Genomic DNA, 21,472 nt, shown 5'->3' with positions numbered 1-21,472 from the left:
GTTTGCCGGGGCCCAGATCGCCCCTGGCCGCGTTGTCGGGAAACCCGAATACGACCCGGTATGAGGGATTCCCTCCGCCTCGCCAGGAACGATCTGGATCCCCGGCAAACGTCAAACAACCTCGAACTCACGACACTAGTGTCCCGAGTCGCCCAGGTCGGCGAGCACGCGTTTCGGGGCGCGGAGCCGCCACGACTCGGTCAGCAGCTCGGTCAGCTCCTGCTCGTCGACGGCGCCCAAGCGGACGAGCACGGTCGGGTGGCCGTCGTAGTGCGGGGTGGTGAAGAACTTGTCCGGCTCGGACTCGACCAGCGCGCGCTTCTCGCCCTCGTCGGTGACCCAGACGAGCAGCACGTCGACCTCGTCGCGGATGCGGGCGAACATCTTGTCCCGCACGCGGAAGCCGGGGGTGCCGTAGGAGGGCTTCTCCGTGGTGTGCGGCAGCGAGAGGGCTACCCGTCGCACGTCGTCCTCGGTCATCATGGACCCATGGTGCCAGCGGACGAGGCGCCGGCCCTGGCCCGGACGGCATATCTGCTCACCGGCGACCAGAACCACGCCGACTGGCTGACGCGCGCGTACCTCGACCGCGACACGCTCGTCGCCGCGTGGCTCGCAGATCCGGGCCAGGGCTACGAGCCCGATCCTTCGCCGCGGACCGGCGCCGAGCTGGCGGCGGAGCTGCTGCGCCGCGCGCTCGGCGAGCTGCTGCCGCGGCAGCGGGCCGCGGTCGTGCTGCGGTACTGGGCCGGACTGTCGGTCGAGGAGGCCGCCGCCGCCCTCGGGTGTCTCGAGCAGGCGGTCGTCGCCGAGACCACGGTGGCCCTCGAGCAGATGGAGACCGACGGTGAGCGGCTCGCCGCGGAACTGGCGGCGCTCGCCGCCGGCGCCCGCCCCTCGCCCGTCGACCCCGCCGAGCCGGAAACCGGGCAACGACAGCGGATGCGAGCCGTCGGCGTCGCGGTCGTGGTGCTCGTCGCGGCCGGGGTGTTCGCCGCCATGCTCGGCGTCGGCGAGCCGACGAGTGCTCCGCGGGTCGACTCGGACGAGTGGTCCCCGCCGCCGACTGTGTGGACCGTTCCGCTGTTCCCACCGGGTCTGCCGACCGTCGAGCCGCCGGAGGACACGGTGGCCGTCATCGACGAGCGCTCCCGGCGGCTCACCGAGCAGCTCCTCGACGCTCTGCCCACGGTGCTGCCCGGCGTCGCCGACCTGCGGCCCGGCCCGGTCGGCCCGCAGATCGTGAACCTGCCGCGGCCGGCGCTGGAGTTCTACACCGGAGTCACCCTCGAGCCGGGCAGCTACCTGGCCCAGGCGAGCTACGGCACCCCGCCCGACACGACGGTCGTGGTCATCGAGGTGCAGTTCCGCGACCCCGACGCCGACCCGCGGTACTCGCCGTGTCCGGAGTTCGAGCTGGACTGCACGTTCTCGATGCTGCCCGACGGCACCTCGGCCGACGTGAACATGTACACCGACCCGGGGTCGGGCCGGATGATCCACAGCCTGACCTCACTGCGCCCGGACGGCACGTTCCTCCACGTGACCGTGTTCAACCTGGAGCGGTCGCCGTTCCCGCCGGAGATCGGCGTCGCGGAGCTGCTCCGGTTCGCCGACGTGTTCACCTACTAGTCGAACCACTCCAACTAGTCGAACCACTCCAGCGCGAGCCGGGCGATCTCGTCCGGGCGGTCCAGGTGCATGAAGTGGCCGGTGTCGGTGACGATCTCCACCCGGGAGCCCGGGGCGAGGCCGGCTTCCGCGCCTTCGTAGAACTTCGCGTCGACGCAGCCGTCGTCCGCGCCGCCCAGCACCAGCAGCGGGACCGGCGCGGGGGCCTCGGTCCGCGCGGCGAGCGGGGCCAGCGCCGGGTCGTGCAGGGACGTGTCGAAGTTGCCGCGGTAGATGCGCAGGGCGTTGGCCGTGAGGCTCGGGTCGCCGTACAGGGCGTGGACGCGGGCGCGGTGGTCGCCGGGGTCGAGGTCCGGGGACCAGGTCGCCCACAGGTGGTCGACGAGGGCACGGTTCGCGTTCAGCACGGCCTCCGCCACCTGCGGCACCTGGAACAGGAACAGGTAGAAGAACCGTTGCAGCTGAGCGGGATCGGCGAAGACGCCGCCGAGCGACGCGGGCGGCGGCACCGCCATCGTCATGCCCCGGCGCAGCCGGTCCGGCCACGCCGCGGCCACCCGGTGCACCATGCCGGCGCCGATGTCGTGGCCGATCATGTCGACCCCGTCGGGCGCGAGCGCCGCCGACACCGCCGCGGCGTCGGCGGCCAGCGTGATGCTGTCGGCGTAGGTCATCGCGTCCGCGGTGGCGGGGTGGTGGCCACGCAGCCACGGTGCCACGACCCGGCGGCCGGCCGCCACCAACCGTTCGGCGAGCGGGCCGAACGTGGCCGGGTGGTCGGGAAAACCGTGCCAGCACACGACAACCGGTCCGTCGCCCGCGGCCAGGGCGGGGAAGTCGAGCCGGTCGGTCTCGATGACGATCTCGGCGAAGTCCACGTGCCCCACCCTAGAAGGTGCCGCACGTGGGGCCGGGATCCCGCGATGCCGCCACATCGCGGGATCCCGGCGGCGGCTACCGCACGCCCGCCGCAACCGGCGCGGCCACCGTGATGTCGTCGGCACTGGTCACCGACACCGCCGCGCCGGCGAAGGTGTCCGTGACGGTGTAGGTGCCGCTCTGCTTGAACAGCAAGGACATCCGCCACGTCCGCTCGGCGCCCGCGGCGAGCGCGACGTCACCGGTGACCGTGCCGGTCAGCCCGGTGCCGTCGCGGGTGAGCCGCACCCGCTGCCAGGCGCCGTCGACCAGCACCCGCAGGACGACGTCCTTCGGCGCCACCGCCGAGCCGCTCGCGATCCGCACCGTCCAGGCCAGGGGCCCGGAGTCGGCGGTGCCGCGGTTGGCCGCCAGCACGTCGTACCGGAGCGCGGCGTTCTGCTCCGCCGCCCCGGCCCGGGTGTCCGACACCCGCACGTCGGCGACCGGTTCGGGGCCGACCCGCAGCGCCGTGGCCGCGGTGATGTCGCCCGAGTAGCCGCCGGTGTCCAGGTCGAGCGCCAGCCGGTACTCGCCGTGCGGCGTGCTCGGGTCGAGCGTGAACGTGAACGGCTGGGCGTCCCACTCGATCGAGCCGGCCCGTACCGGCTCGCCCGCCGGGTCGAACAGCCGCAGGATCGGCTCGAGCTCGTTGGGCGCCGCGGCGCGCACGAGCCCCTCGACGTCCTCCAGCTTCGTCCGCTCCGGCAGGGTGAGGAACGGTCGCACGTCCGAGGCCATGATCGTCTCGAACGGACGGCCGTGCGCGTCGGTGACCGACCAGTCGACCGTCGTCACGCCGTCCTCGCCCACGGTCACGTCGCCGAGCCGGACCGCCGCCGGGCCGCCGAAGGCGAACGTGGTGTCGTACGGGTCGATCCAGTCCAGCCCGCCGGCCACCTGGCTCGGCAGGAACCAGTCCTGCTCCAGGTGGCTCACCTCGTGCACGGTCACCGCCTCGTACCGGTCCAGGCTCGCGATCAGCTCGCCCGGCTCGTAGCGGTAGCCGTACGGCGCGGTGCCGGCCGGGCGCAGGAACACCGAGCCGGTGTGCCGGTCGTCGGCGCTGTCGAGGTCGAGCGTCGCCCGTACCGCGAAGTCGTCGCCGATGCCGCTCGCCGCCGCCGCACCGGACGTGCCCGCCAGCACGCGCGGCGCGAAGCTCACCGCGTCGTCGTCGATCACGGTGATCTCCTGGTGCAGCAGGTATCCGGGACCGCCGTCCGCCGGCGTCGGCTTGCGCACCACGAGGGTGTACCTGCCGACCGGGTCCGGGATCTCGAACGACAGGCGCCCGTCGTCCCCGGTGGTGCCGAGCGGGCGGACCTGCCCCTCGTCGATCAGCTCGACCGTCGCGCCGGCCAGCGGGCCGACCGCCGCCGCCCCCGGTGCGTCCACTGTGGACGCCACAAGGTCGACGACCGGCGGCCGCACGCGGAACGAGCCGGTCAGGTTGCCGACCTGGACGGGGAAGGTGCCCAGCGTGTCGGGCGTCAGCGTCCAGCGCACGGTTGTCGACGCGCCGGCCGCGAGGGTCACCGGTGTGGTCTCCTCGACCGCGCCGCCGACCCGCAGCACCGCGTCATAGGTGCCCGCCGAGCCGCCGACGTTCTTCACCCGCACCGACACCTCGACCGGCTCGTCCGCCTTGACCAGCCCCGGCGAGACCTGGAGGTCGTGCACGGCGAAGTACGGCTGGTTCGGCACCGGCGGCGGCGACGCCCACTCGATCGCGTTGAGGAACAGGTCCGTCGCCTCCGGCGTCCAGTCCGCGGGTCCTCGGGTCGCCGACACGCCGTTCGTGGACAGCAGGACGTGCCGGTTGGTGGCCCGCTCGTCGACGCCGATGCCGCCGCCGAGCACGCCGTCCGCGGTGCGCCCGAGGCCGGCGAGGGTCTGCCGACCCTCTCCCTCGTACTCGTTGAACCACGCCACCCACTTGGCCTGCGTGCTGTTGTCGATCACGATGTGGTCGCCGACGTGGTAACCCTCGAGCAGCGGGTGCTCGGCGGTGACCTCGTAGTACGACTCGGCCGACGTGCTGCCGCTGCTGCTCGACCCGACCGAGACCGGCTGCCCGGTGTGCGCGGACAGCTGCTTGATCCCGCTCCCCGAGCCGAAGGCGTGGTCGGTGAAGATCACGCCCGTGCCGTTGGCGTCGGTGGCGTCCAGGAACGCCTGGAACCGCGCCTGGTCGTAGTCCGAGGACAACGTGCCGTAGCCGAGCACCACGGTGGCGTGCCGCGCGGCCTCCTCGAGCTGGTCCCAGTCGTAGATCGCGGAGGCGATCCCGCGCGGGGCGAACACCACGTCGCGGTACTGCGCGGCCCGGGTGGCCGAGCTGTCCACGATCGCGACCGACCGCGGCGGCACCCCGAACGCGAAGTCCGCCCGGGCGGCCGCGCCCGCGGTCACCGTGACGTCGACCGCGGCCGGTGCCTGGAAGGTCGCGTGCGTGGCCGCCACCCGGTAGTCGCCGGCCGGCACGGCGGGAATCGTGTACGTGCCGTCGACGCCGGTGACCGCGGACAGGTCGACCGGCACGCCGAGCACCCGCACGGTGACCCCGGGGATGCCCTGGCCGGACTCGTCGAGCGTGGCCGCACCGGTGACCTGCCCACTCGGCAGTGCGGTCAGCGCGACGTCGGCCACGGCGAAGTTGTCCTCCGCGACCACCACGCCGGACACCGTGGCCTGCTCGTAGCCGAACGCCTCGACCGTGACCGAGTAGGTCCCGGGCGTGAGGCGGCTGGTGTACGTGCCGTCGGCGCCGGTGACCGCGGTGCGGCCGCCGGGCTCGATGGTCAGCGTCGCGTCGACCGGATCGCCGGTGGCGGCGTCGGTGACCGTCCCGCTGATGCCGGAGTCGAGCGCGACGAACCGGGTGGCCTCGAAGGCGTTGATCCGGCCGGCGCCGAACCGGGTGTCCGGCGGGGCCTGGCCGTACCGGTCGTCCCAGAACGCCGTGTCACCGAGCACGTCGAGGGCCTCGTCCACGGTCAGGTCGCTCGCCGCGGACAGCATCAGCGCGACGGTCGCGGCCGTGTGCGGGGTGGCCATCGAGGTACCGGACAGCGTCCGGTAGCCGCCGCCGGGCGAGGCCGAGTACACGTCCACGCCGGGCGCGGAGATGTCCGGCTTCACCCAGGTGTCCGGCCAGTCCGCGGGCGGGTCGGTCCACTGGTCCTTGCGGACGGTGCCGCCGCAGGAGAAGCTCGCGACGTTGTCGGCGCTGTCGGTGGCGCCGACGCCGACGGCCTCGAAGACGTTGCCGGGGCTGCCGGTGCCGCCGGTGGCGCAGTTGTTGCCGATGGCGAAGGCGGGGAAGGTGCCGAGGGCACGCATCGCCCGGGTCGGGGCGATCATCTCCTCGAAGAACCCGTTGGCGCCGAGGGACATGTTCACCACGTCCGCCGGCTCGCCCGCGGGGTTGCCGGCCGCGTCGACCGGCGCGACGGCCCACTGCATGCCGGCCGCCACCTGGGCGAACGAGCCGCTGCCGCCGGGGATCACCAGGCCGTGCATGAGCTGCGCGCCGTAGGCCCCGCCGATCGCGACGCCGGACGTGGCGCCGCCGTGGATCGTGCCGGAGACGTGGGTGCCGTGGTAGGCCGAGTCGTGCGGCGCCGAGGCGACCAGCCCGCCGCTGGAGTCGAACTCCATCCAGCCGCCGGGGTGGTTCGGGTCGTCGGGGTCGTCGGTGACCATCTTGCCGGCGAGGTCGGGGTGGGTGATGTCGACGCCGGTGTCGAGGGTGGCGACCCGCACGCCGGAGCCGTCGACGCCGAGCTCCTGCCACACCCGGCCGGCCTCGATCTTGGCGAGGCCCCAGGTGAGCTCGGCGTTCGGGGCGACCGTCGTGGTGCTCGCGGTCGGTCGGGGCGCGGTGAGCTCGAAGTTCGGGATGACGCGGTCCACACCGGGCACGGTGGCGAGCGCGTCGAGGGTCCGGGTGCTGGCCGGGAACTCGACCAGCAGCATGTTGGTGACCCAGAAGCGGTTGAGCACGGTCACCGCGCCGGAGGTCTCGGCGCGTCGCTCCAGGGCGAGCTCCACCTCGGCCTGGCTGTCGGTGGCGTGCCCGCGCAGGGCGTCGAGCACCTCGGTCCGGTCGCCGGCGAGCTCACCGGCGTTGGGCAGCATCACCAGGGCGCGTACGGCTTGACCGTCCTCGGCGGCGGCCACCTCGGCGCGAAGCTCGGCCGCGACCGGCGCGGCGGGGCCGGTCGGGCCACTCGGTGGGGTGGCGGGGGCAAGGCTGACGAGCAGGGTCGTGGCGGCCAGGACGGCCACCACGGGTCTGGCCGCGACGCGGCGGGGCAGGGAGCGGGGCATGTGAGCCTCCTCAAGGGCGAAAGTTTTCGCTCTTTTGAGGATCATTGAAATTTTCCGACCGTCAATGGGCTGCCTGGGCGATTCGTCCCGCGCGGATGCGCCGCCGCGGGGGTCAGATCCAGTCGTCGTGCCGGGACCACGTGATGAGGTTGTCGAGGATGCCCGCGAAGTGGGCAGGCGGCCCGGCGGGCTCGGTCACCGTGTACGCGCCGCGGTAGAACAGCAGCGGCCGGTCGGCGCGATGCGGACCCAGCGTGGTGACCCGGCCGAGCACCACGTGGTGGTCGCCGCCGTCGTGCACGGTCTCGATCGCGCAGTCGAGCCACGTGACCACGCCGTCGAGCACCGGCGCCCCGGACGGCGCGGGCGACCACGCCACGGTGGCGAACTTGTCCGCGCCCGCGGTGCCGAACACCGTGCTGACGGCGCGTTGCGCGTGGCTCAGCACGTTGACGCAGAAGTGGCCGTGCCGCTCGATCAGCGGCCAGGTGCGCGACACGCGCCCGGGGCAGAACAGCACCAGCGGCGGGTCGAGGGAGAGCGCGGCGAAGGACTGGCAGGCGAACCCGACCGGCTCGGCGTCGCGCAGCGCGGTGACGACGGTGACGCCCGTGCAGAAGTGCCCGAGCGCCTGGCGGAACCGAGCGGGCTCGATCGCCTGGCCGATCACCGGGACCCGATGCTGAAGTCGTGGCCCCACAAGGAGACCGCGGTGCTCTCGCGCGCGATCCACGTGCCATCGTCGACGGTGCGACCCTCGCAGCCGAACTCGATGTCGAACCCGCCGGGCGTCCTCATGTAGAACGACAGCATCAGGTCGTTGACGTGCCGGCCGAGGGTGGCCGACATCGGCACCTTGCGGCGCAGGGCCCGGTCGTGGCACAGGCCGACGTCGTCGGTGTGGGTCACCTCGACCATCAGGTGCACGATCCCGGACGGCGTCGGCATCGGCAGGAACGCGAGGCTGTGGTGGCGCGGGTTGCAGCCGAAGAACCGCAGCCACGCGGGTTCCCCGCCGGCCGGCCGCCCGACCAGCTGCGGTGGCAGGCGCATCGAGTCGCGCAGCCGGAAGCCCAGGACGTCGCGGTAGAAGCGCAGTGCCTCCGCATCGTCCCGGGTGGACAGCACGACGTGGCCGAGGCCCTGCTCGCCGGTGACGAACCGGTGCCCGTACCGGCTGACGACGCGGCGGTGCTCGAGCGCCGCGCCGTGGAACACCTCCAGTGTGTTGCCCGACGGGTCCTCGAACGTGACCAGCTGGTCGACCCGTCGGTCGGCGCGCTCCTCGGGAGTGCCTTCCTTGTACGGCACGCCAGCGGCCTCGAGCCGCCCGCAGACCTCGCCGAGCCCGGCGACGTCGGCGACCTCCCAGCCGGACGCGGCGAGCCGGTCGGCCTCGCCGGGCAGGATCACGAGGCGGGCCGGGAAGTCGTCCATCCGCAGGTACAGCGCGTCGGGGTTGGTGCCCTTGCCCTCGACCATGCCGAGCACCTTGAGCCCGTACTCGCGCCAGGCCGGCACGTCGGTGGCCTCGACGCGTAGGTAGCCCAGGGACCGGATGCCCATCAGTCACCTCCGAGGAAGTCCATGGTGAGCCGGTTGAACTCGGCGAACTTCTCGAGCTGCGCCCAGTGTCCACACCGGCCGAACACGTGCAGCTGCGCGCGCGGGATCAGCTTGAGCGCGACGAGCGCGCCGTCCAGGGGGTTGACCCGGTCCTCGCGACCCCAGACCAGCAGGACGCGCTGGCGCAGCCGGTGGGCCTCGCGCCAGAGCATGCCCTCCTCCGGGTCCTTGGCGAACGAGGCGCCCATGGATGCCATGGCCCGCAACGACTCCGGGTCGCCGGCCGCTTCGAAGCGCTCCGCGACCAGCTCGTCGGTGACGAGGGACTGGTCGTACACCAACGTGCGCAGGAAGTTCGCCAGCTTCTCCTTGCTGGGGCCCGGTGGCGCGGCGAACTGGTAGAGCCGCTTGATGCCCTCGGTGGGATCCGGGGAGAAGACGCCGAGGTTGAGCCCACCCGGCGCCATGAGCACCAGCCGGCCCGCCCGGTCGGGGTGGCGTAGCGCGAACCGGACCGCGGTGCCGCCGCCGAGCGAGTTGCCGACGATGTGGGCGCGCGCGATGCCCAGCTCGTCGAGCAGCTTCTTCAGGGCGTCGGCGCTGAAGGTGAAGTACTGGCTGGTGATCTCGGGCTTGGCGGACCGCCCGAACCCCGGCTGGTCGACGAGCACCGTGCGGTACCGCTTGGCGAACACCGGGAGGTTGGGGCCGAAGTTGCTCCAGGCCGAGGCGCCGGGACCACCACCGTGCAGCATCACCACGGCCTCGCCGTCGCCGGCCTCGTGGTAGTGCAGACCCGCCCGGGTGTCCTCTGTGGTCAGACCCACGCGTCGGTCACCTTCAGCCCGAGCTGTGCCCGGCCGTACATGGCCAGCGCCTTCTCCGGATCGTTGATGGCGTGCACCCGGCCGGCGTGCGCGTCGCGCCAGAAGCGCTGGATCGGGGTGCCGACCTTGAGCGCGCCGCCGCCCGCGCTCTCGAACAGCCGGTCCACGGCGGCGATCGCGGCGCTGGTGGCGTTGACCTGGTCCCTGCGGGTCTGCACGCGCAGCGGGAACGGGATCTTCTCGCCGGCCGTGGCACGCCGCATCGCCTCGTCGATGTTGCGCTCGATCTGCAGCATGGCCGCGTCGATCTTGCTGGCCGCCTCGGCGATGCGCAGCTGGTTGAACGGGTCCTCGGCGGCGCGGCCGCCGGTGGACGCGCGGACACGCTCGCGGGTGTGGTTGACGTAGGCGTCGTAGGCGCCGGTGGCCATGCCGACGACCGGGACGGCGATGGAGCAGGAGAAGACCGAGGCGAAGGGGAGCTTGTAGAGCGGACCGGTGTTGACGGCCTGACCGGGGCCTTGGCACTTGCCGGTGTCCATGAAGCTGAGCGTGCGGTACTCGGGGACGACGACGCTGTCGACGATGATGTCGTTGCTGCCGGTGCCGCGCAGGCCGATCGTGTCCCAGACGTCGTCGATGCGGTAGTCCGCGCGGGGCAGCAGGAAGGTGCGGAAGTCGGTCGGGTTGCCCTCGTCGTCGACCACCAGCCCGCCGACGAAGACCCAACCGGCGTGGTCGCATCCGGAGGAGAAGCTCCACCGACCGGTGAACTCGAAGCCGTCCTTGGTGGGCTTGGCCCGCCCCATCGGCGCGTAGGACGACGAGACGCGGGTGTCGTCGTCCTCGCCCCAGACCTCCTGCTGCGCGCGGTCGTCGAACAGCGCGAGCTGCCACGGGTGGCAGCCCAGGACGCTCGCCACCCAGCCCGTGGAGCCGCAGGCACTGGAGACGGCGCGGACGGCGCGGTAGAAGTCGTTGGGGTGCCGCTCGAGGCCGCCGTACCTGGTCGGCTGCAGCAGCTTGAAGAACCCGGTCTGCTGCAACGCCTTGATCGACTCGTCGGAGACGCGCCGGGCGTCCTCGGTGTCCTGGGTGCGCTCGCGCAGCACCGGAAGGAGCTCCCGCACGGCGTCGATCACCTGGTCACTCATGCCCGCAAGACTAGAACACGTTCTCGTTTATGTCGATCCTGGCGGGTCTCGATGCCCTGTGGACAACTCCCCCGAGCCTGTGGACAACCGTTTGGGTACTGCCCGGGAGGTGCTGCAGGCTGAAGGGGAAGTTGGCTACGCTGAACCGTAGAGAGGGGAACCCCATGAGTGAGCCCGACAACCTCGATGAGCGCGTCACCCGGCTGGAGCGGGATATGGCAGACGTCCGGCAGGACGCGGCCGCCGCTCGCGTGCTGGCCGGGGCGGCTGACCGCGACGTGTCCGAGATGCGGGTCGAGCTTCGAGCGCACACCAGGTCGCTGCACGCCCTGCGTGAGACCCAGGTGGAGCAGGGCCGCGAGATGCGCGAAGGCTTCGCCGAGTTGCGCGGAGAGTTGCGCGGAGAGATGCGCGAAGGCTTCGCCGAGTTGCGCGGAGAGATGCACGAAGGCTTCGCCGAGTTGCGCGGAGAAATCGCCGGGATGCGCGAAGGTTTCACGACGCTCGCGCTGGGGCAGGCGCAGATCACGGCGTTGCTGAGCGCACCCCCCGACCAGCCGGAGGAGAGCTGACGGTCAGACGGTGCCTGCGGGGAGGTCGAAGACACCGAGCTTCTGGCCCTTGGTGTGCGAGTCCCACTCGGCGAAGCTGAACGACAGTGTGCCTGCCTCGGGTCGGGTGGAGTTGCGCACCAGGACCTCGGTGTCGGTCAGCATGACCTCCACGCAGGTGCTCCCGTTCGAGGAGTACGTGGTCCATCGGTTGGGCTGTAAGGACATCGTCGCTCGATTCACCGGCGGCTGAGGTCCTCCATCATATCGATGCTCGTCAGTGGATCGAGGGCCTTGAGCCGGACGTCGTCGAACTTGGCGATCGCCTCGGCGACCGCCGAGTCCCGTTCGAAGAACTGGTCGCCGAGGGTGGTGTCCACGCTCGCGATCTCGGGCATCGCGCCGCCGAAGTCGTAGATCGTGACCGTGGCGCCGACAAACTCGTGCTCGCGGGCGTTGAGCGGCATCACCTGGACGGTGACGTTCGGCCGGGCTCGGCACAGCTCCGCGACATGCCGCAGCTGACGGCTCATCACGGCTTGGCCGCCGAAGTTCTTGCGCAACGCGGCCTCGCCGACCACCGCCCAGAACTCCAGCGGCTGCGGCTCGCGGCTGAGCGCGTCGGCCAGGTCCAGCCGGTAGCGCAGGCGGGTCTCGAGCACGTGGTCGATGTGCCCGGTCGGCGCCATGACCGCGCGGGCGTAGTCCTCGTGCTGGAGCACCCCGTGGAACGCCTCCGGGCAGTAGTACCGGATCGCCTGTGCGGCGCGGATCAGGTCGCCGGCGCGGCGCTGGTGGGGCTGGATGTCGCCGCCGCCGCGGACGCGCTTGACCGCGCGGTGCGCGGCGCGGTTGACCTCGACCAGGTCCTCGGCCTGGTCCGCCGGCACGCCGTAGAGATCGAGCAGTGCGGCCAGGTCGCCGTGGCTGAGCTTGGTGCGGCCCTGCTCGATGTTGCCGATGGTCGCGGTGGTGCAGCCGATCCGCTCGGCGGCGGCGTCCCGGGCGACCTCCGCCTCGGTGCGCATGCGTTTGAGCGTCGCGCCGATCTGGATGCGGTCGGCGGTGCGGCGTTGCCCGTGCCCCACGATTCACTCCTTCGGGTGTGCGCAATATGTTTGAGAGTAGTTTACGCTGCCGGATGGGACCACAAGGAGTGAGTACGCAAACACTACGAGGAGGCGGGATGGTTCACGGCAGCGGGATGCAGTTGTGCGCCTGGGTCAAGGTCGACGGAGGCGCCGACATCGAGTACGACATCTGTGGCGGCGAGGTCGAGCTCAGCTTCGGCGGCCGGTTCGGCGACTTCCAGCTGCACGCCACCGAGGACGGGCTGGCCGAGCTGATCGCCACGACCTCGGCCGCGCTGGACGAGATGCGCGCCGGTGCCGCCGGTGAGTGAGCTCCGCGAGGTCATCGCGAAGGCCGTAGCCGAGCAGGCCGAGTTCATCGCGTTGCTGACCGACTATCTCGAGCGGCGCCGGTGGCCGGACGGCCTCAGCTCGGTCGCGCCTGCACCGCGGCCGCGTGCCTGCCGGCGCGGCGGCCGGAGAACACGCAGTCCGCGAGCGACAGGCCGCTGACGTAGGAGTTCGAGCAGATCCCCACCGCCGTGCGGCCCGCCGCGTACAGCCCGTCGACCGGGTCGCCGCCCGGCGTGAGCACCTGGCCGGACGACTCGTCGACGGTCAGCCCGCCCAGGGTCAGCACCGGGCACGGGTAGCCGAGGCGGGGGCCGTACGAGCAGTCGATCAGCGTGTACGGCGGGTTCCGCAACGGGCTCACCAGGTCGGGGTGCTTGCCGAACTCGTCGGGGGTGGCGCCGTACGCGTCCACGGTCTTCGCCAGGGCGGACGGGTCGATGCCGGCTCTGCGAGCCACTTCGGCCACGGAGGCGGCGCGGGTGCGCGACCAGCTCAGCAGGTAGTGGGCCTGGAGTCGTTGGAACCACAGGGTCTCGCGGCGAACCTGGCGGCGGGCGTCGGCCACGATCGGGCCGTCGACCAGCAGCCAGGCGAGGCCGCCGCCGGCCACCAGGCGGTCGCCGATCGCGGCGCCGTAGCTCGACTCGTCCACGAAGCGGGTGCCGTCGGGGCCGACCAGGATGCCGCGCGTCAGCGCGCTCGGCGGGGTGATGAAACGCCAGGCCGACACGACGTCGAGCCGGTCGGCGGCCCCGCCGGCCTCGACGCCCAGCCGGATCCCGCCGCCGTCGTCGCCCTGGGTGCCGAGGGGGAGACCACCGCGGTAGGCCGGGGCGTGCTCGCGCATCATCTCGCGGTTCGTCACGAACCCGCCGGCGGCCAGCACCACACCACGGCGGGCCTCGACGAGCAGCGGCCGGGCCCACCGGCGCTCCAGCGCGGCGATCCGGCGGTGCAGGCGGCGGGCCGGCGCGGGCACGTACAGGCCCGGCTTCGTCGCGTACCGGTGCAGCCGGGCCAGCCGCCGGCGGACCCGCGCGGGCGCGCCGGCGAGCGTGCGGCACTCCACCCCGACGACCCGGCCGGACTCGACCACCAGCCGGGTGGCCGACGTCCACGACCGCACCCGCGCGCCCGCGCCCTGGGCGGCCGACGACAACGCGTCGAAGAGCACCCGCCCCGAGGTGCCGCGGCCATGGGCCCGGTGCCCGCGCGGTGCCGGCGCCGCCGACGACCGGTACGGCCAGGCGTTCTCGCTCCCCGAGTAGTAGAGGTAGTAGTCGTTCGGCGGGTAGGACGTCTTGAACGGGCACACGCTCGGGTCGAACGGCACGCCCAGCCCGGCCAGCCAGTCGATCATCGCCGGTGACGACTCGCAGAACCGGCGCAGCGTCGCCGGACTCACGACCTCGCCGACCTCCTGCGCCAGGTAGTCGTACATCGCGTCCACGGAGTCGGTCACCTCGGCGGCGCGCTGCACCGATGTCCCGCCGCCCGCGTAGACCACGCCACCGGACAGCGCGGTCGCGCCGCCGCCGGTGAAGCGGTCCAGCACCAGCACGTCCGCCCCTGCCCGGGCGGCCTCGGTCGCGGCACACGCACCGGCGCCGCCGAATCCCACGACGACGACGTCCGCGTGGTCATCCCAGTCAGGGGGCATGTGAAAAACTATAACCTGTTCTAGTATGAGGCTCATGGAGACAGCGGACGTGGTAGTCGTCGGCGCCGGCGCGGCCGGGATGACCGCCGCCCTCACCGCCGCGCGCCACGGCCTCGACACCGTGCTCGTGGAGAAGGCCGACCGCTTCGGCGGCTCCACCGCCCGCTCCGGTGGCGGCGTCTGGATCCCCAACAACGACGTGCTCCGCGAGGCAGGCGTCGAGGACACCCCGGAGCAGGCCGCCGAGTACCTCGCGCACATCGTCGGCGACGTCGTCGAACCCGAGCTGCGCCAGGCATTCCTGGCCGCCGGGCCCGAGATGGTCCGGTTCGTGCTCGAGCACACCCCGCTGCGCATGCGCTGGGTGCCGGGCTACTCCGACTACTACCCAGAAGCTCCCGGCGGCCTTCCGAGCGGGCGGTCGATCGAGCCTCGGCCCATGGACGCCCGCGTGTTCGACGGGGACCTCGCCACGCTCGCCGAGCCCTACCTCCGCGCGCCCACCGGCATGGCGGTCACCCAGGCCGACTACCGCTGGATGAACCTCATGGCCCGCCACCCGCGCGGCCTCGCCAGGGCCGGCCGGGTCGCCGGCCGCCGCCTCGTCTCGCTCGCGCGGCGCCGCCGGCTGCTCACCATGGGCCAGGCGCTCGCCGCCGGGCTCATGGCCGGCGTCTCCCGGGCGGGGGCGAAGGTCTGGCTGGACACCCCCATGACGGGCCTGCGCACCGAGGACGGCCGGGTCACCGGCGTCGAGCTGATCAGGGACGGGCAGCCCACGACGGTCCTCGCGCGGCGCGGCGTCATCCTCACCTCCGGCGGGTTCGAGCGCAACGAGCGGATGCGCAAGGAGTACCAGCGCGCGCCGGTCTGTACCGAGTGGACGGTCGGCGCGGAGACCAACACGGGTGACGGCATCGACGCCGGTATGCGCCTGGGCGCGGCGGTCGCGGTGATGGACGACGCCTGGTGGGGTCCGTCGATCATGCTGCCCCGCGGCCCGTACTTCTGCCTCGCCGAGCGCACCCTGCCCGGCTGCGTCCTCGTCAACCAGGCAGGCGAGCGGTTCGTCAACGAGGCCGCGCCCTACGTCGACGCCGTGCACGCCATGTACGACCAGCACACCGACGAGGTGAGCCACATTCCCGCCTGGCTGATCGTCGACCAGCGCTACCGCAACCGCTACATCTTCGCGGGTCTCGGCCCCAGGCAACCGTTCCCGGGGCGGTGGTACAAGTTCGGCGCGGTGCACCGGGCACCCACGCTCGAGAAGCTGGCCGAGGAGATCGGTGTACCGCCCGCGGCCGTCCGGGCGACCGTCATTCGGTTCAACGGGTTCGCCGAGTCCGGTGTGGACGAAGACTTCCACCGCGGCGAGAGCGCGTACGACCGCTACTACGGCGACCCGCGCAACAAGCCCAACCCGTGCCTCGCACCGCTGGCCAAGGCGCCCTTCTACGCGATCCGGATCGTGCCCGGCGACCTCGGCACCAAGGGCGGCCTGCGCACCGACCCGAAGGCCCGGGTGCTCCGCGAGGACGGCACGGTGATCCCCGGTCTCTACGCGGCCGGCAACGCGAGCGCCCCGGTGATGGGCCGAACCTACGCCGGCCCCGGCGCGACGATCGGGCCGGCGATGACCTTCGGATACCTGGCCGCCAAGGGCATTGTGGAGACAAACGCATGACACTCCCTGTGCCAACCGCGCGTCCGCGTGGGCCGCGCGTCTCCCAACCGCACCTAAGGGGACCGGGATGCAACCCAACCACAAGTACGTGCTCAACCGCACGACACCAACCCAAGGTGGCCAACGGGGTGAACTCCGGGGAGGCGGCACAGTGCGCATGATCGACGTCGGGGCCCCGCGGACCCGCTTCGCCCGCGGCTGGCACTGCCTCGGCCTCGCGGACACCTTCCGGGACGGCACGCCGCACGCCGTCGAGGCGTTCGGCACCAAGCTCGTCGTGTTCGCCACCGAGGACGGCACGCTCAACGTGCTCGACGCGTACTGCCGGCACATGGGCGGCGACCTGTCCCAGGGCACGGTCAAGGGCGACGCGATCGCCTGCCCGTTCCACGACTGGCGCTGGTCGGGCACCGGCAGGTGCGTCGGGATCCCCTACGCCAAGCGCATTCCGCTGCGCGCCCGCACCCGCTCGTGGCTCACCCTCGTGCGCAACAAGCAGCTGTTCGTCTGGCACGACCCGCAGGGCAAGCCGCCGCCGGCGGACATCGTGATCCCCGAGGCACGCGGCGCGTCGGGTCCTGAGTGGAGCGACTGGACCTGGGACACCGTGCGGATCGAGGGCTCCAACTGCCGCGAGATCATCGACAACATGGTCGACATGGCCCATTTCTTCTACATCCACTTCGCGTTCCCGACCTACTTCAAGAACGTCTTCGAGGGCCACGTCGCCACCCAGTACCTCAACTCCCGGGCCCGCCCGGACATCCAGGTCGGCTCGAGCTACTCGGCGGAAGGCGTGACGCTCAAGTCCGAGGCGTCCTACTACGGCCCGTCCTACATGATCAACGACCTGTGGCAGGACATCCACGGCACCACCATCGAGACCGTGCTGGTCAACTGCCACTACCCGGTCACCGCGGACTCGTTCGTGCTGCAGTGGGGCGTCAGCGTGCGGAAGCTGCCCGGGCTGCCCAAGGAGAAGGCGGACAAGGTCGCCGGCAAGCTCGCCAAGAGCTTCGGCGTCGGTTTCCTGCAGGACGTGGAGATCTGGCGGAACAAGACCCGGATCGACAACCCGCTGCTGTGCGAGGAGGACGGCCCGGTCTACCAGCTGCGCCGCTGGTACGAGCAGTTCTATGTGGACGCCGAGGACGTCACCGAGGAGATGACCAACCGCTTCGAGTTCGAGGTGGACACCACGCGCGCCAACGAGGTGTGGGAGCGGGAGGTCGCCGAGAACCTGGCCCGCCGGGAGGCCGAGGTCACGTGAGGGAGGCAATGCCGTCGACGCCCTGGGCGAAGGCACCCGACCACCGCGACCCGGCCGGCACGCTGGCCGACCAGCGTGAGTTCCTCGAGTCCGGTCTCAGCCCGGTGCGCTGCGACACCTGCGGCAGCGAGGTGCGGGTGCGGAAGGCGAGCCGGGTGCAGACAAGCGTGCAGTGGTCGGCCGACCCGGCCGCGACCTGCCCGGAGTTCTCCGCGCGGGTGGCGGCGGGCGAGGTGGGCGCGCGGATCGACACGTGTCCCATGCTGCGGGCGAGCATCGAGGCGGCCGTGGCCGGCGGTCGGCTGGCGGTTCCGGATGCCTGAGCAGCGGTCCTACCGGCTGCGCGTGGCCGAGATCGTCGAGGAGACCGCGGACGCGCGATCGTTGGTGTTCGAGGTGGACGGTGCACACCGCGCGGACTTCGCCTACCGGCCGGGCCAGTTCCTGACCGTCCGGATCCCGAGCGACCGGTGCGGGTCGGTGGCCCGCTGCTACTCGCTGTCCAGCTCGCCGCATGTGGACGACCGGCTGCAGGTCACCGTCAAGCGCACCGCCGACGGGTACGGCTCGAACTGGCTCTGCGACGAGATCGCCGCCGGCGACGAGCTCGAGGCGTTGCCGCCCGCCGGGGTGTTCACGCCGAAGTCGCTCGACGCCGACCTCGTGCTGTTCGCCGCCGGCAGCGGGATCACCCCGGTCATGTCGATCGTGAAGTCCGCGCTGGCCAAGGGATCCGGCCGGGTCGTGCTCGTCTACGCCAACCGCGACGACCGGTCGGTGATCTTCGCCGGCGAGCTGGGCGCGCTCGCGTCGCGGCACCCGTCCCGGCTCGTGGTCGTGCATTGGCTGGAGTCCGTGCAGGGGCTGCCAACCGCGCGGCCGCTCGCCGCGCTGGCCGCTCCCTACGCCGGGTACGAGGCGTTCGTGTGCGGGCCGAAGCCGTTCATGGCGGCCGTGCGGGAGGCGTTGACCGCGCTCGACGTGCCGAGGAGCCGGGTGCGCCTCGAGCGGTTCCAGTCGCTCGGTGCCAACCCGTTCGAGCGCGTGACCCCGAGCCCGGTCACCGAGTCGCGTGGATCGTCCACGGTGGAGGTGACCCTGGACGGCGCCACCCACCGGTTCGACTGGCCGGCGACGACGAAGCTGCTGGACCTGTTGCTGGACAACGACGTCGACGCGCCGTACTCGTGTCGCGAGGGCGCCTGCAGCGCGTGCGCCTGCCGGCTGGTGGCCGGCGAGGTGAAGATGCTGAACAATGACGTGCTGGAGGACGAGGACATCGAGGAAGGCATCATCCTGGCCTGCCAGTCCGTCCCGGTCACCGACGCCGTCGAGATCAGCTACGAGTGAGGTCCGCGATGCCCATCGACCCGACCGTCGCCATCGGCGCCGACCTCGGCGCGACGGAGTTCAGCTGGAGCAGCACCGACGTCCTGCTCTACCACCTCGGGCTGGGCGCGGGCGCGCCGCCGACCGACCCGCGCGAGCTGCGCTACGTGCTGGAGGACCGGCTGCACGTGCTGCCGACGTTCGGTGTGGTGGCACCGGGGTTCCGCACGTTCGAGCCGCCCGCGGTGCGCTTCCCGGGCATCGACATCGACCTGTCCAAGGTGCTGCACGGCACCCAGTCGATCGCCGTCAGCGCGCCCATCCCGGCGTCTGGTTCCGCGGTGGCGCGGTCGCGGATCGCGGACGTGTGGGACAAGGAGAAGGCCGCGGTGATCGTGCAGGAGACCACGGTCACCGACCCGGCCGGCGCTCCACTGTGGACGACCAGGTCGAGCATCTTCGCCCGCGGCGAGGGCGGGTTCGGCGGGCAGCGCGGACCGTCCACCGCGGTGGAGGTGCCCGACCGCGACCCGGACCGGGTGGTCGAGGCGCCGATCCTGGCGCAGCAGGCGTTGCTCTACCGGCTGTGCGGTGACCGCAACCCGCTGCACGCCGACCCGGAGTTCGCCGCGCGGGCCGGGTTCGACCGGCCGATCCTGCACGGGCTGTGCTCGTACGGGATCGTCTGTAAGTCCGTTGTGGACAGTGTGCTGGACGGCGAGGTCGGTCGGGTGGCGAGCTTCGCCACGAAGTTCGCCGGCGTCGTGTTTCCCGGTGAGACACTGCGGATCCGGGTGTGGGCCACGGCGGAGGGCTGCACGGTCACCGCGACGGCCGCCGACCGCGACGACGCGCCGGTGCTGGCCGACACGCTGCTCACCCTGGCCTGACTGTCAGAGCAGCCTCCGGTTGACGTCCCGGACGGCGTCGGCCAGCTCGGGCACCTCGGTCACCTCGACGTCGGCCGCCGCCAGCAGCTCGGCGCCCTCGCCGTCGACGAACGTGGGTGGCTCACGCAGGGCGAACACGACCCGGGTGATGCCGGCGGCGAGGATCAGCTCGGTGCACGTGCGGGGGCGGGACCTGCGCCGGCCACACGGTTCCAGCGAGCTGTAGATGGTGGCGCCGGCCAGCCGCGGGTCGGCCGGGTCGAGCTTGGCCAGCGCGTTCTCCTCGGCGTGGCCGGTGTCGTCGAGCTCGCGGGAGTAGCCGCGGGCGAGCTCGTCGCCGTGCTCGTCGACGACGATCGCGCCGACGTCGAAGGCGCTGTCGGTCGGCGGGCACAGCTCGGACAGCTCGACGGCCGCGCGCAGCCAATGACGGTCCACTTCGGACCGACTGAGCAAGTAGCGCTGCAGCACCACGTTGCCGATCCGCCGGACCTCGACCAGGGTGGCCCGGTGCGTGCCGTCCCACGGGAACCGTCCGTCGTGGACGAACCGGGGCGCCTTGCTGTCGCCGACGAAGAAGGGGGCGACCACCAGGTGCAGCTCGTCGGCGAGGCCGGCGGTGAGGAACGCGGTGTGCATGCTCGTGCCGCCCTCGACCATGAGCCGTGCCACGCCGCGTGCGGCCAGGTCGGCGAGCACCATCGCCAGGTCGACGGCCAGGTCGACCCGATCGCCGGTGGGGACCACGGTGCCCGGCGCGGTGACTCCGGCTGGGGCGTAGACGAGCTGCTCGCCGGTGGCGAAGAAGGCGGCGGCCGGGTCGAGGTCGCCGGTGGCCGTGACGGTGACCTTGAGCGGGGTGTCCGGCCTGCCGGCTTCGACCCGCGCCGCGCGGCGGTCGGCGGACCGGACCTCGAGCCGGGGGTTGTCCCGGCGGATCGTGGTGGCGCCGACCATGATCGCGTCGGCGCCCGCGCGGACCTCGTCGACCCGGTCCCAGTCGTCCGCGTTGGACAGCACGAGGCGGCGGTCGGAGGCGTCGTCGAGGTAGCCGTCGAGCGAGATGGCGCAGCTCAGCAGCACATGGGGGCGGTCGGTCATGGCAGTACCATCGTGGCAGACCGCGATGGAGGGGAGGACGGCGTGTCGTACGTCGGCGACTCGGGGGAGATCAACGCGACCTACCGGCCGATCGGGGAGGTGGAGACCCTCACCCGGCCCAACGTCACCAACGCGTTCGTGGCGACCGGATCGGTGACCAACGGCCAGTTCGGACTGTTCCAGTACAGCATGGCGGCGCGGGCGGGCGGCCCGGACGCGCACTTCCACAAGACGTTCTCCGAGTCCTTCTACATCGTCGAGGGCACGGTCCGCCTGTTCAACGGCGAGAAGTGGGTCGACACCTCGGCCGGCGACTTCCTGTACGTCCCGGAAGGCGGCATCCACGCGTTCCGCAACGACAGCGACGCGCCCGCCCAGATGCTGATCCTGTTCGCCCCGGCCCCACCGCGCGAGAACTACTTCCGCGAGCTGGCCGAGCTGCTCGACTCCGGCCGCAAGCTGAGCGCCGAGGAGTACACCGAGTTCCTCGCGAAGCACGACCAGTACACGGTGCCCGGCGACTAGCTCGCGGTGCGGCGGATGCGACCCGCGTAGCGGGCCTCCAGCTCGATGTTGCGTTCGAGGCCACCGGGGACGTTGTTCGACACGTACACCGGGGGCACCGTGCCGCTGTCCAGCAGCAGCCGGACCGTCTCGGCGACCACCATCTGGACCAGCAGCGCGGCGGACAGGGACGACACCGCGCCGGCCGACGTGCCGTCCGGCAGCTCCAGCAGCGTGTCGCCGAACGGGGCGCCGTTGTCCAGGGTGACGTCGGCGAGGTCGGCGAGGCGCTTGCCGGACTCGTGCTTGGCCGGGACGGCCGTCGAGTGCGCCACCGAGGTGATCGCGACCAGCTTGTGCCCGCCCGCCTTGACGACGTGGGCCATCTCGACCACCGCCGAGTTGACCCCGGAGCTCGACGCGATCACGAACAGGTCCCGCCGCCGCGGCGCGGCCAGCGCGTAGAGCCGGGCCGCCACGTCCCCGCGGCGCTCCAACATCGGGTCGGCCAGCACCGACGGGTCCTCGCCGCCGAACTGCACCAGGTCCGACAGCGCGATCCGGTTCGTCGGGACCAGCCCGCCCGCCCGGCCCGCGACCTCCAGCGCCGTGCCCTGCGAGTGG

21 protein-coding genes are annotated in these 21,472 nt (G+C 72.2%); 9 read left to right on the top strand and 12 right to left on the bottom strand.

What is annotated here, in order from left to right; all coding sequences use genetic code 11:
* Window positions 1-135: 135 nt before the first annotated feature.
* Complete coding sequence (locus tag GEV28_RS32595; RefSeq protein ID WP_291416514.1) at window positions 136-483, bottom strand: MmcQ/YjbR family DNA-binding protein; 348 nt, start codon at window positions 481-483, stop codon at window positions 136-138.
* A gap of 6 nt (window positions 484-489) precedes the next feature.
* Here GEV28_RS32595 and GEV28_RS32590 point away from each other — a divergent pair, with 6 nt between their 5' ends.
* Complete coding sequence (locus tag GEV28_RS32590) at window positions 490-1,632, top strand: RNA polymerase sigma factor (RefSeq protein ID WP_291416511.1); 1,143 nt, start codon at window positions 490-492, stop codon at window positions 1,630-1,632.
* Between the two features lie 14 nt (window positions 1,633-1,646).
* On the opposite strand, the gene GEV28_RS32585 is transcribed toward GEV28_RS32590, so the two are convergent.
* The 6 genes from GEV28_RS32585 to hsaA form a co-directional block, all read right to left on the bottom strand.
* The gene (locus GEV28_RS32585; RefSeq protein WP_291416509.1) at window positions 1,647-2,510 is read right to left on the bottom strand and encodes an alpha/beta hydrolase; all 864 of its coding nucleotides are present in this window, start codon (window positions 2,508-2,510) and stop codon (window positions 1,647-1,649) included.
* A gap of 76 nt (window positions 2,511-2,586) precedes the next feature.
* The gene (locus tag GEV28_RS32580) at window positions 2,587-6,885 is read right to left on the bottom strand and encodes a S8 family serine peptidase (RefSeq protein WP_291416507.1); all 4,299 of its coding nucleotides are present in this window, start codon (window positions 6,883-6,885) and stop codon (window positions 2,587-2,589) included.
* Between the two features lie 112 nt (window positions 6,886-6,997).
* Entirely contained in the window at window positions 6,998-7,555 is a 558-nt protein-coding gene (hsaB, locus tag GEV28_RS32575) for a 3-hydroxy-9,10-secoandrosta-1,3,5(10)-triene-9,17-dione monooxygenase reductase subunit (RefSeq protein WP_291416504.1), read from the bottom strand.
* Complete coding sequence (hsaC, locus tag GEV28_RS32570; protein ID WP_291416501.1) at window positions 7,552-8,451, bottom strand: iron-dependent extradiol dioxygenase HsaC; 900 nt, start codon at window positions 8,449-8,451, stop codon at window positions 7,552-7,554. The genes hsaB and hsaC overlap by 4 nt, the downstream gene beginning before the upstream one ends.
* On the bottom strand, window positions 8,451-9,278 hold the full coding sequence (gene hsaD / locus GEV28_RS32565) for a 4,5:9,10-diseco-3-hydroxy-5,9,17-trioxoandrosta-1(10),2-diene-4-oate hydrolase (protein WP_291416500.1): 828 nt from the start codon (window positions 9,276-9,278) through the stop codon (window positions 8,451-8,453). Before hsaD ends, hsaC begins: the two co-directional genes overlap by 1 nt.
* Window positions 9,269-10,432: a 3-hydroxy-9,10-secoandrosta-1,3,5(10)-triene-9,17-dione monooxygenase oxygenase subunit gene (hsaA, locus tag GEV28_RS32560; protein WP_291416498.1), complete on the bottom strand. Its 1,164-nt coding sequence runs from the start codon at window positions 10,430-10,432 to the stop codon at window positions 9,269-9,271. The genes hsaD and hsaA overlap by 10 nt, the downstream gene beginning before the upstream one ends.
* A 164-nt stretch (window positions 10,433-10,596) precedes the next feature.
* Between hsaA and GEV28_RS32555 the strand changes: the two genes are divergently transcribed.
* Window positions 10,597-11,004: a hypothetical protein gene (locus GEV28_RS32555; RefSeq protein WP_291416496.1), complete on the top strand. Its 408-nt coding sequence runs from the start codon at window positions 10,597-10,599 to the stop codon at window positions 11,002-11,004.
* 3 nt (window positions 11,005-11,007) lie between these two features.
* On the opposite strand, the gene GEV28_RS32550 is transcribed toward GEV28_RS32555, so the two are convergent.
* Window positions 11,008-11,211 (bottom strand): DUF397 domain-containing protein, encoded by a 204-nt coding sequence (locus GEV28_RS32550; RefSeq protein ID WP_291416493.1) that lies wholly within the window; start codon window positions 11,209-11,211, stop codon window positions 11,008-11,010.
* Between the two features lie 11 nt (window positions 11,212-11,222).
* Entirely contained in the window at window positions 11,223-12,071 is an 849-nt protein-coding gene (locus GEV28_RS32545; RefSeq protein WP_291416491.1) for a helix-turn-helix transcriptional regulator, read from the bottom strand.
* Window positions 12,072-12,169: 98 nt separating this feature from the next.
* Between GEV28_RS32545 and GEV28_RS32540 the strand changes: the two genes are divergently transcribed.
* A complete protein-coding gene (locus GEV28_RS32540) occupies window positions 12,170-12,385 on the top strand; it encodes a hypothetical protein (RefSeq protein WP_291416489.1) in 216 nt (71 codons plus the stop codon).
* A gap of 95 nt (window positions 12,386-12,480) precedes the next feature.
* Here GEV28_RS32540 and GEV28_RS32535 read toward each other — a convergent pair whose 3' ends face one another.
* Window positions 12,481-14,067 (bottom strand): FAD-binding protein, encoded by a 1,587-nt coding sequence (locus tag GEV28_RS32535; RefSeq protein WP_291416487.1) that lies wholly within the window; start codon window positions 14,065-14,067, stop codon window positions 12,481-12,483.
* A gap of 34 nt (window positions 14,068-14,101) precedes the next feature.
* Here GEV28_RS32535 and kstD point away from each other — a divergent pair, with 34 nt between their 5' ends.
* The 5 genes from kstD (at window position 14,102) to GEV28_RS32510 (ending at window position 19,243) form a co-directional block, all read left to right on the top strand.
* Window positions 14,102-15,754 (top strand): 3-oxosteroid 1-dehydrogenase, encoded by a 1,653-nt coding sequence (kstD, locus tag GEV28_RS32530; protein ID WP_291416485.1) that lies wholly within the window; start codon window positions 14,102-14,104, stop codon window positions 15,752-15,754.
* Window positions 15,755-15,911: 157 nt separating this feature from the next.
* On the top strand, window positions 15,912-17,024 hold the full coding sequence (locus tag GEV28_RS32525) for a Rieske 2Fe-2S domain-containing protein (RefSeq protein ID WP_291416483.1): 1,113 nt from the start codon (window positions 15,912-15,914) through the stop codon (window positions 17,022-17,024).
* An 8-nt stretch (window positions 17,025-17,032) separates the two neighbouring features.
* Window positions 17,033-17,347 (top strand): hypothetical protein, encoded by a 315-nt coding sequence (locus GEV28_RS32520; RefSeq protein WP_291416481.1) that lies wholly within the window; start codon window positions 17,033-17,035, stop codon window positions 17,345-17,347.
* Window positions 17,340-18,374: a ferredoxin--NADP reductase gene (locus GEV28_RS32515; protein WP_291416479.1), complete on the top strand. Its 1,035-nt coding sequence runs from the start codon at window positions 17,340-17,342 to the stop codon at window positions 18,372-18,374. Before GEV28_RS32520 ends, GEV28_RS32515 begins: the two co-directional genes overlap by 8 nt.
* Window positions 18,375-18,382: 8 nt before the next feature.
* Window positions 18,383-19,243, top strand: a complete 861-nt coding sequence (locus GEV28_RS32510; protein WP_291416477.1) for a MaoC/PaaZ C-terminal domain-containing protein — start codon at window positions 18,383-18,385, stop codon at window positions 19,241-19,243.
* A gap of 3 nt (window positions 19,244-19,246) precedes the next feature.
* Here the strand turns inward: GEV28_RS32510 and GEV28_RS32505 are convergent, their stop codons facing one another.
* A complete protein-coding gene (locus tag GEV28_RS32505; protein ID WP_291416475.1) occupies window positions 19,247-20,344 on the bottom strand; it encodes a dihydrofolate reductase family protein in 1,098 nt (365 codons plus the stop codon).
* Between the two features lie 42 nt (window positions 20,345-20,386).
* Between GEV28_RS32505 and GEV28_RS32500 the strand changes: the two genes are divergently transcribed.
* Window positions 20,387-20,869 carry a cupin domain-containing protein gene (locus GEV28_RS32500; protein WP_291416473.1) on the top strand — a complete coding sequence of 161 codons (483 nt, stop codon included), beginning with the start codon at window positions 20,387-20,389 and terminating at the stop codon, window positions 20,867-20,869.
* Here the strand turns inward: GEV28_RS32500 and GEV28_RS32495 are convergent.
* Window positions 20,866-21,472: sugar isomerase domain-containing protein (locus GEV28_RS32495; RefSeq protein ID WP_291416471.1), on the bottom strand; the 607-nt coding region annotated here is incomplete at its 5' end. The genes GEV28_RS32500 and GEV28_RS32495 overlap by 4 nt on opposite strands.

The organism is Actinophytocola sp., from assembly GCF_009379765.1.
GTDB lineage: Bacteria > Actinomycetota > Actinomycetes > Mycobacteriales > Pseudonocardiaceae > Actinophytocola.
Note: the sequence above shows the minus strand (reverse complement) of the source record. Positions and strands in the feature narration are given on the sequence as shown.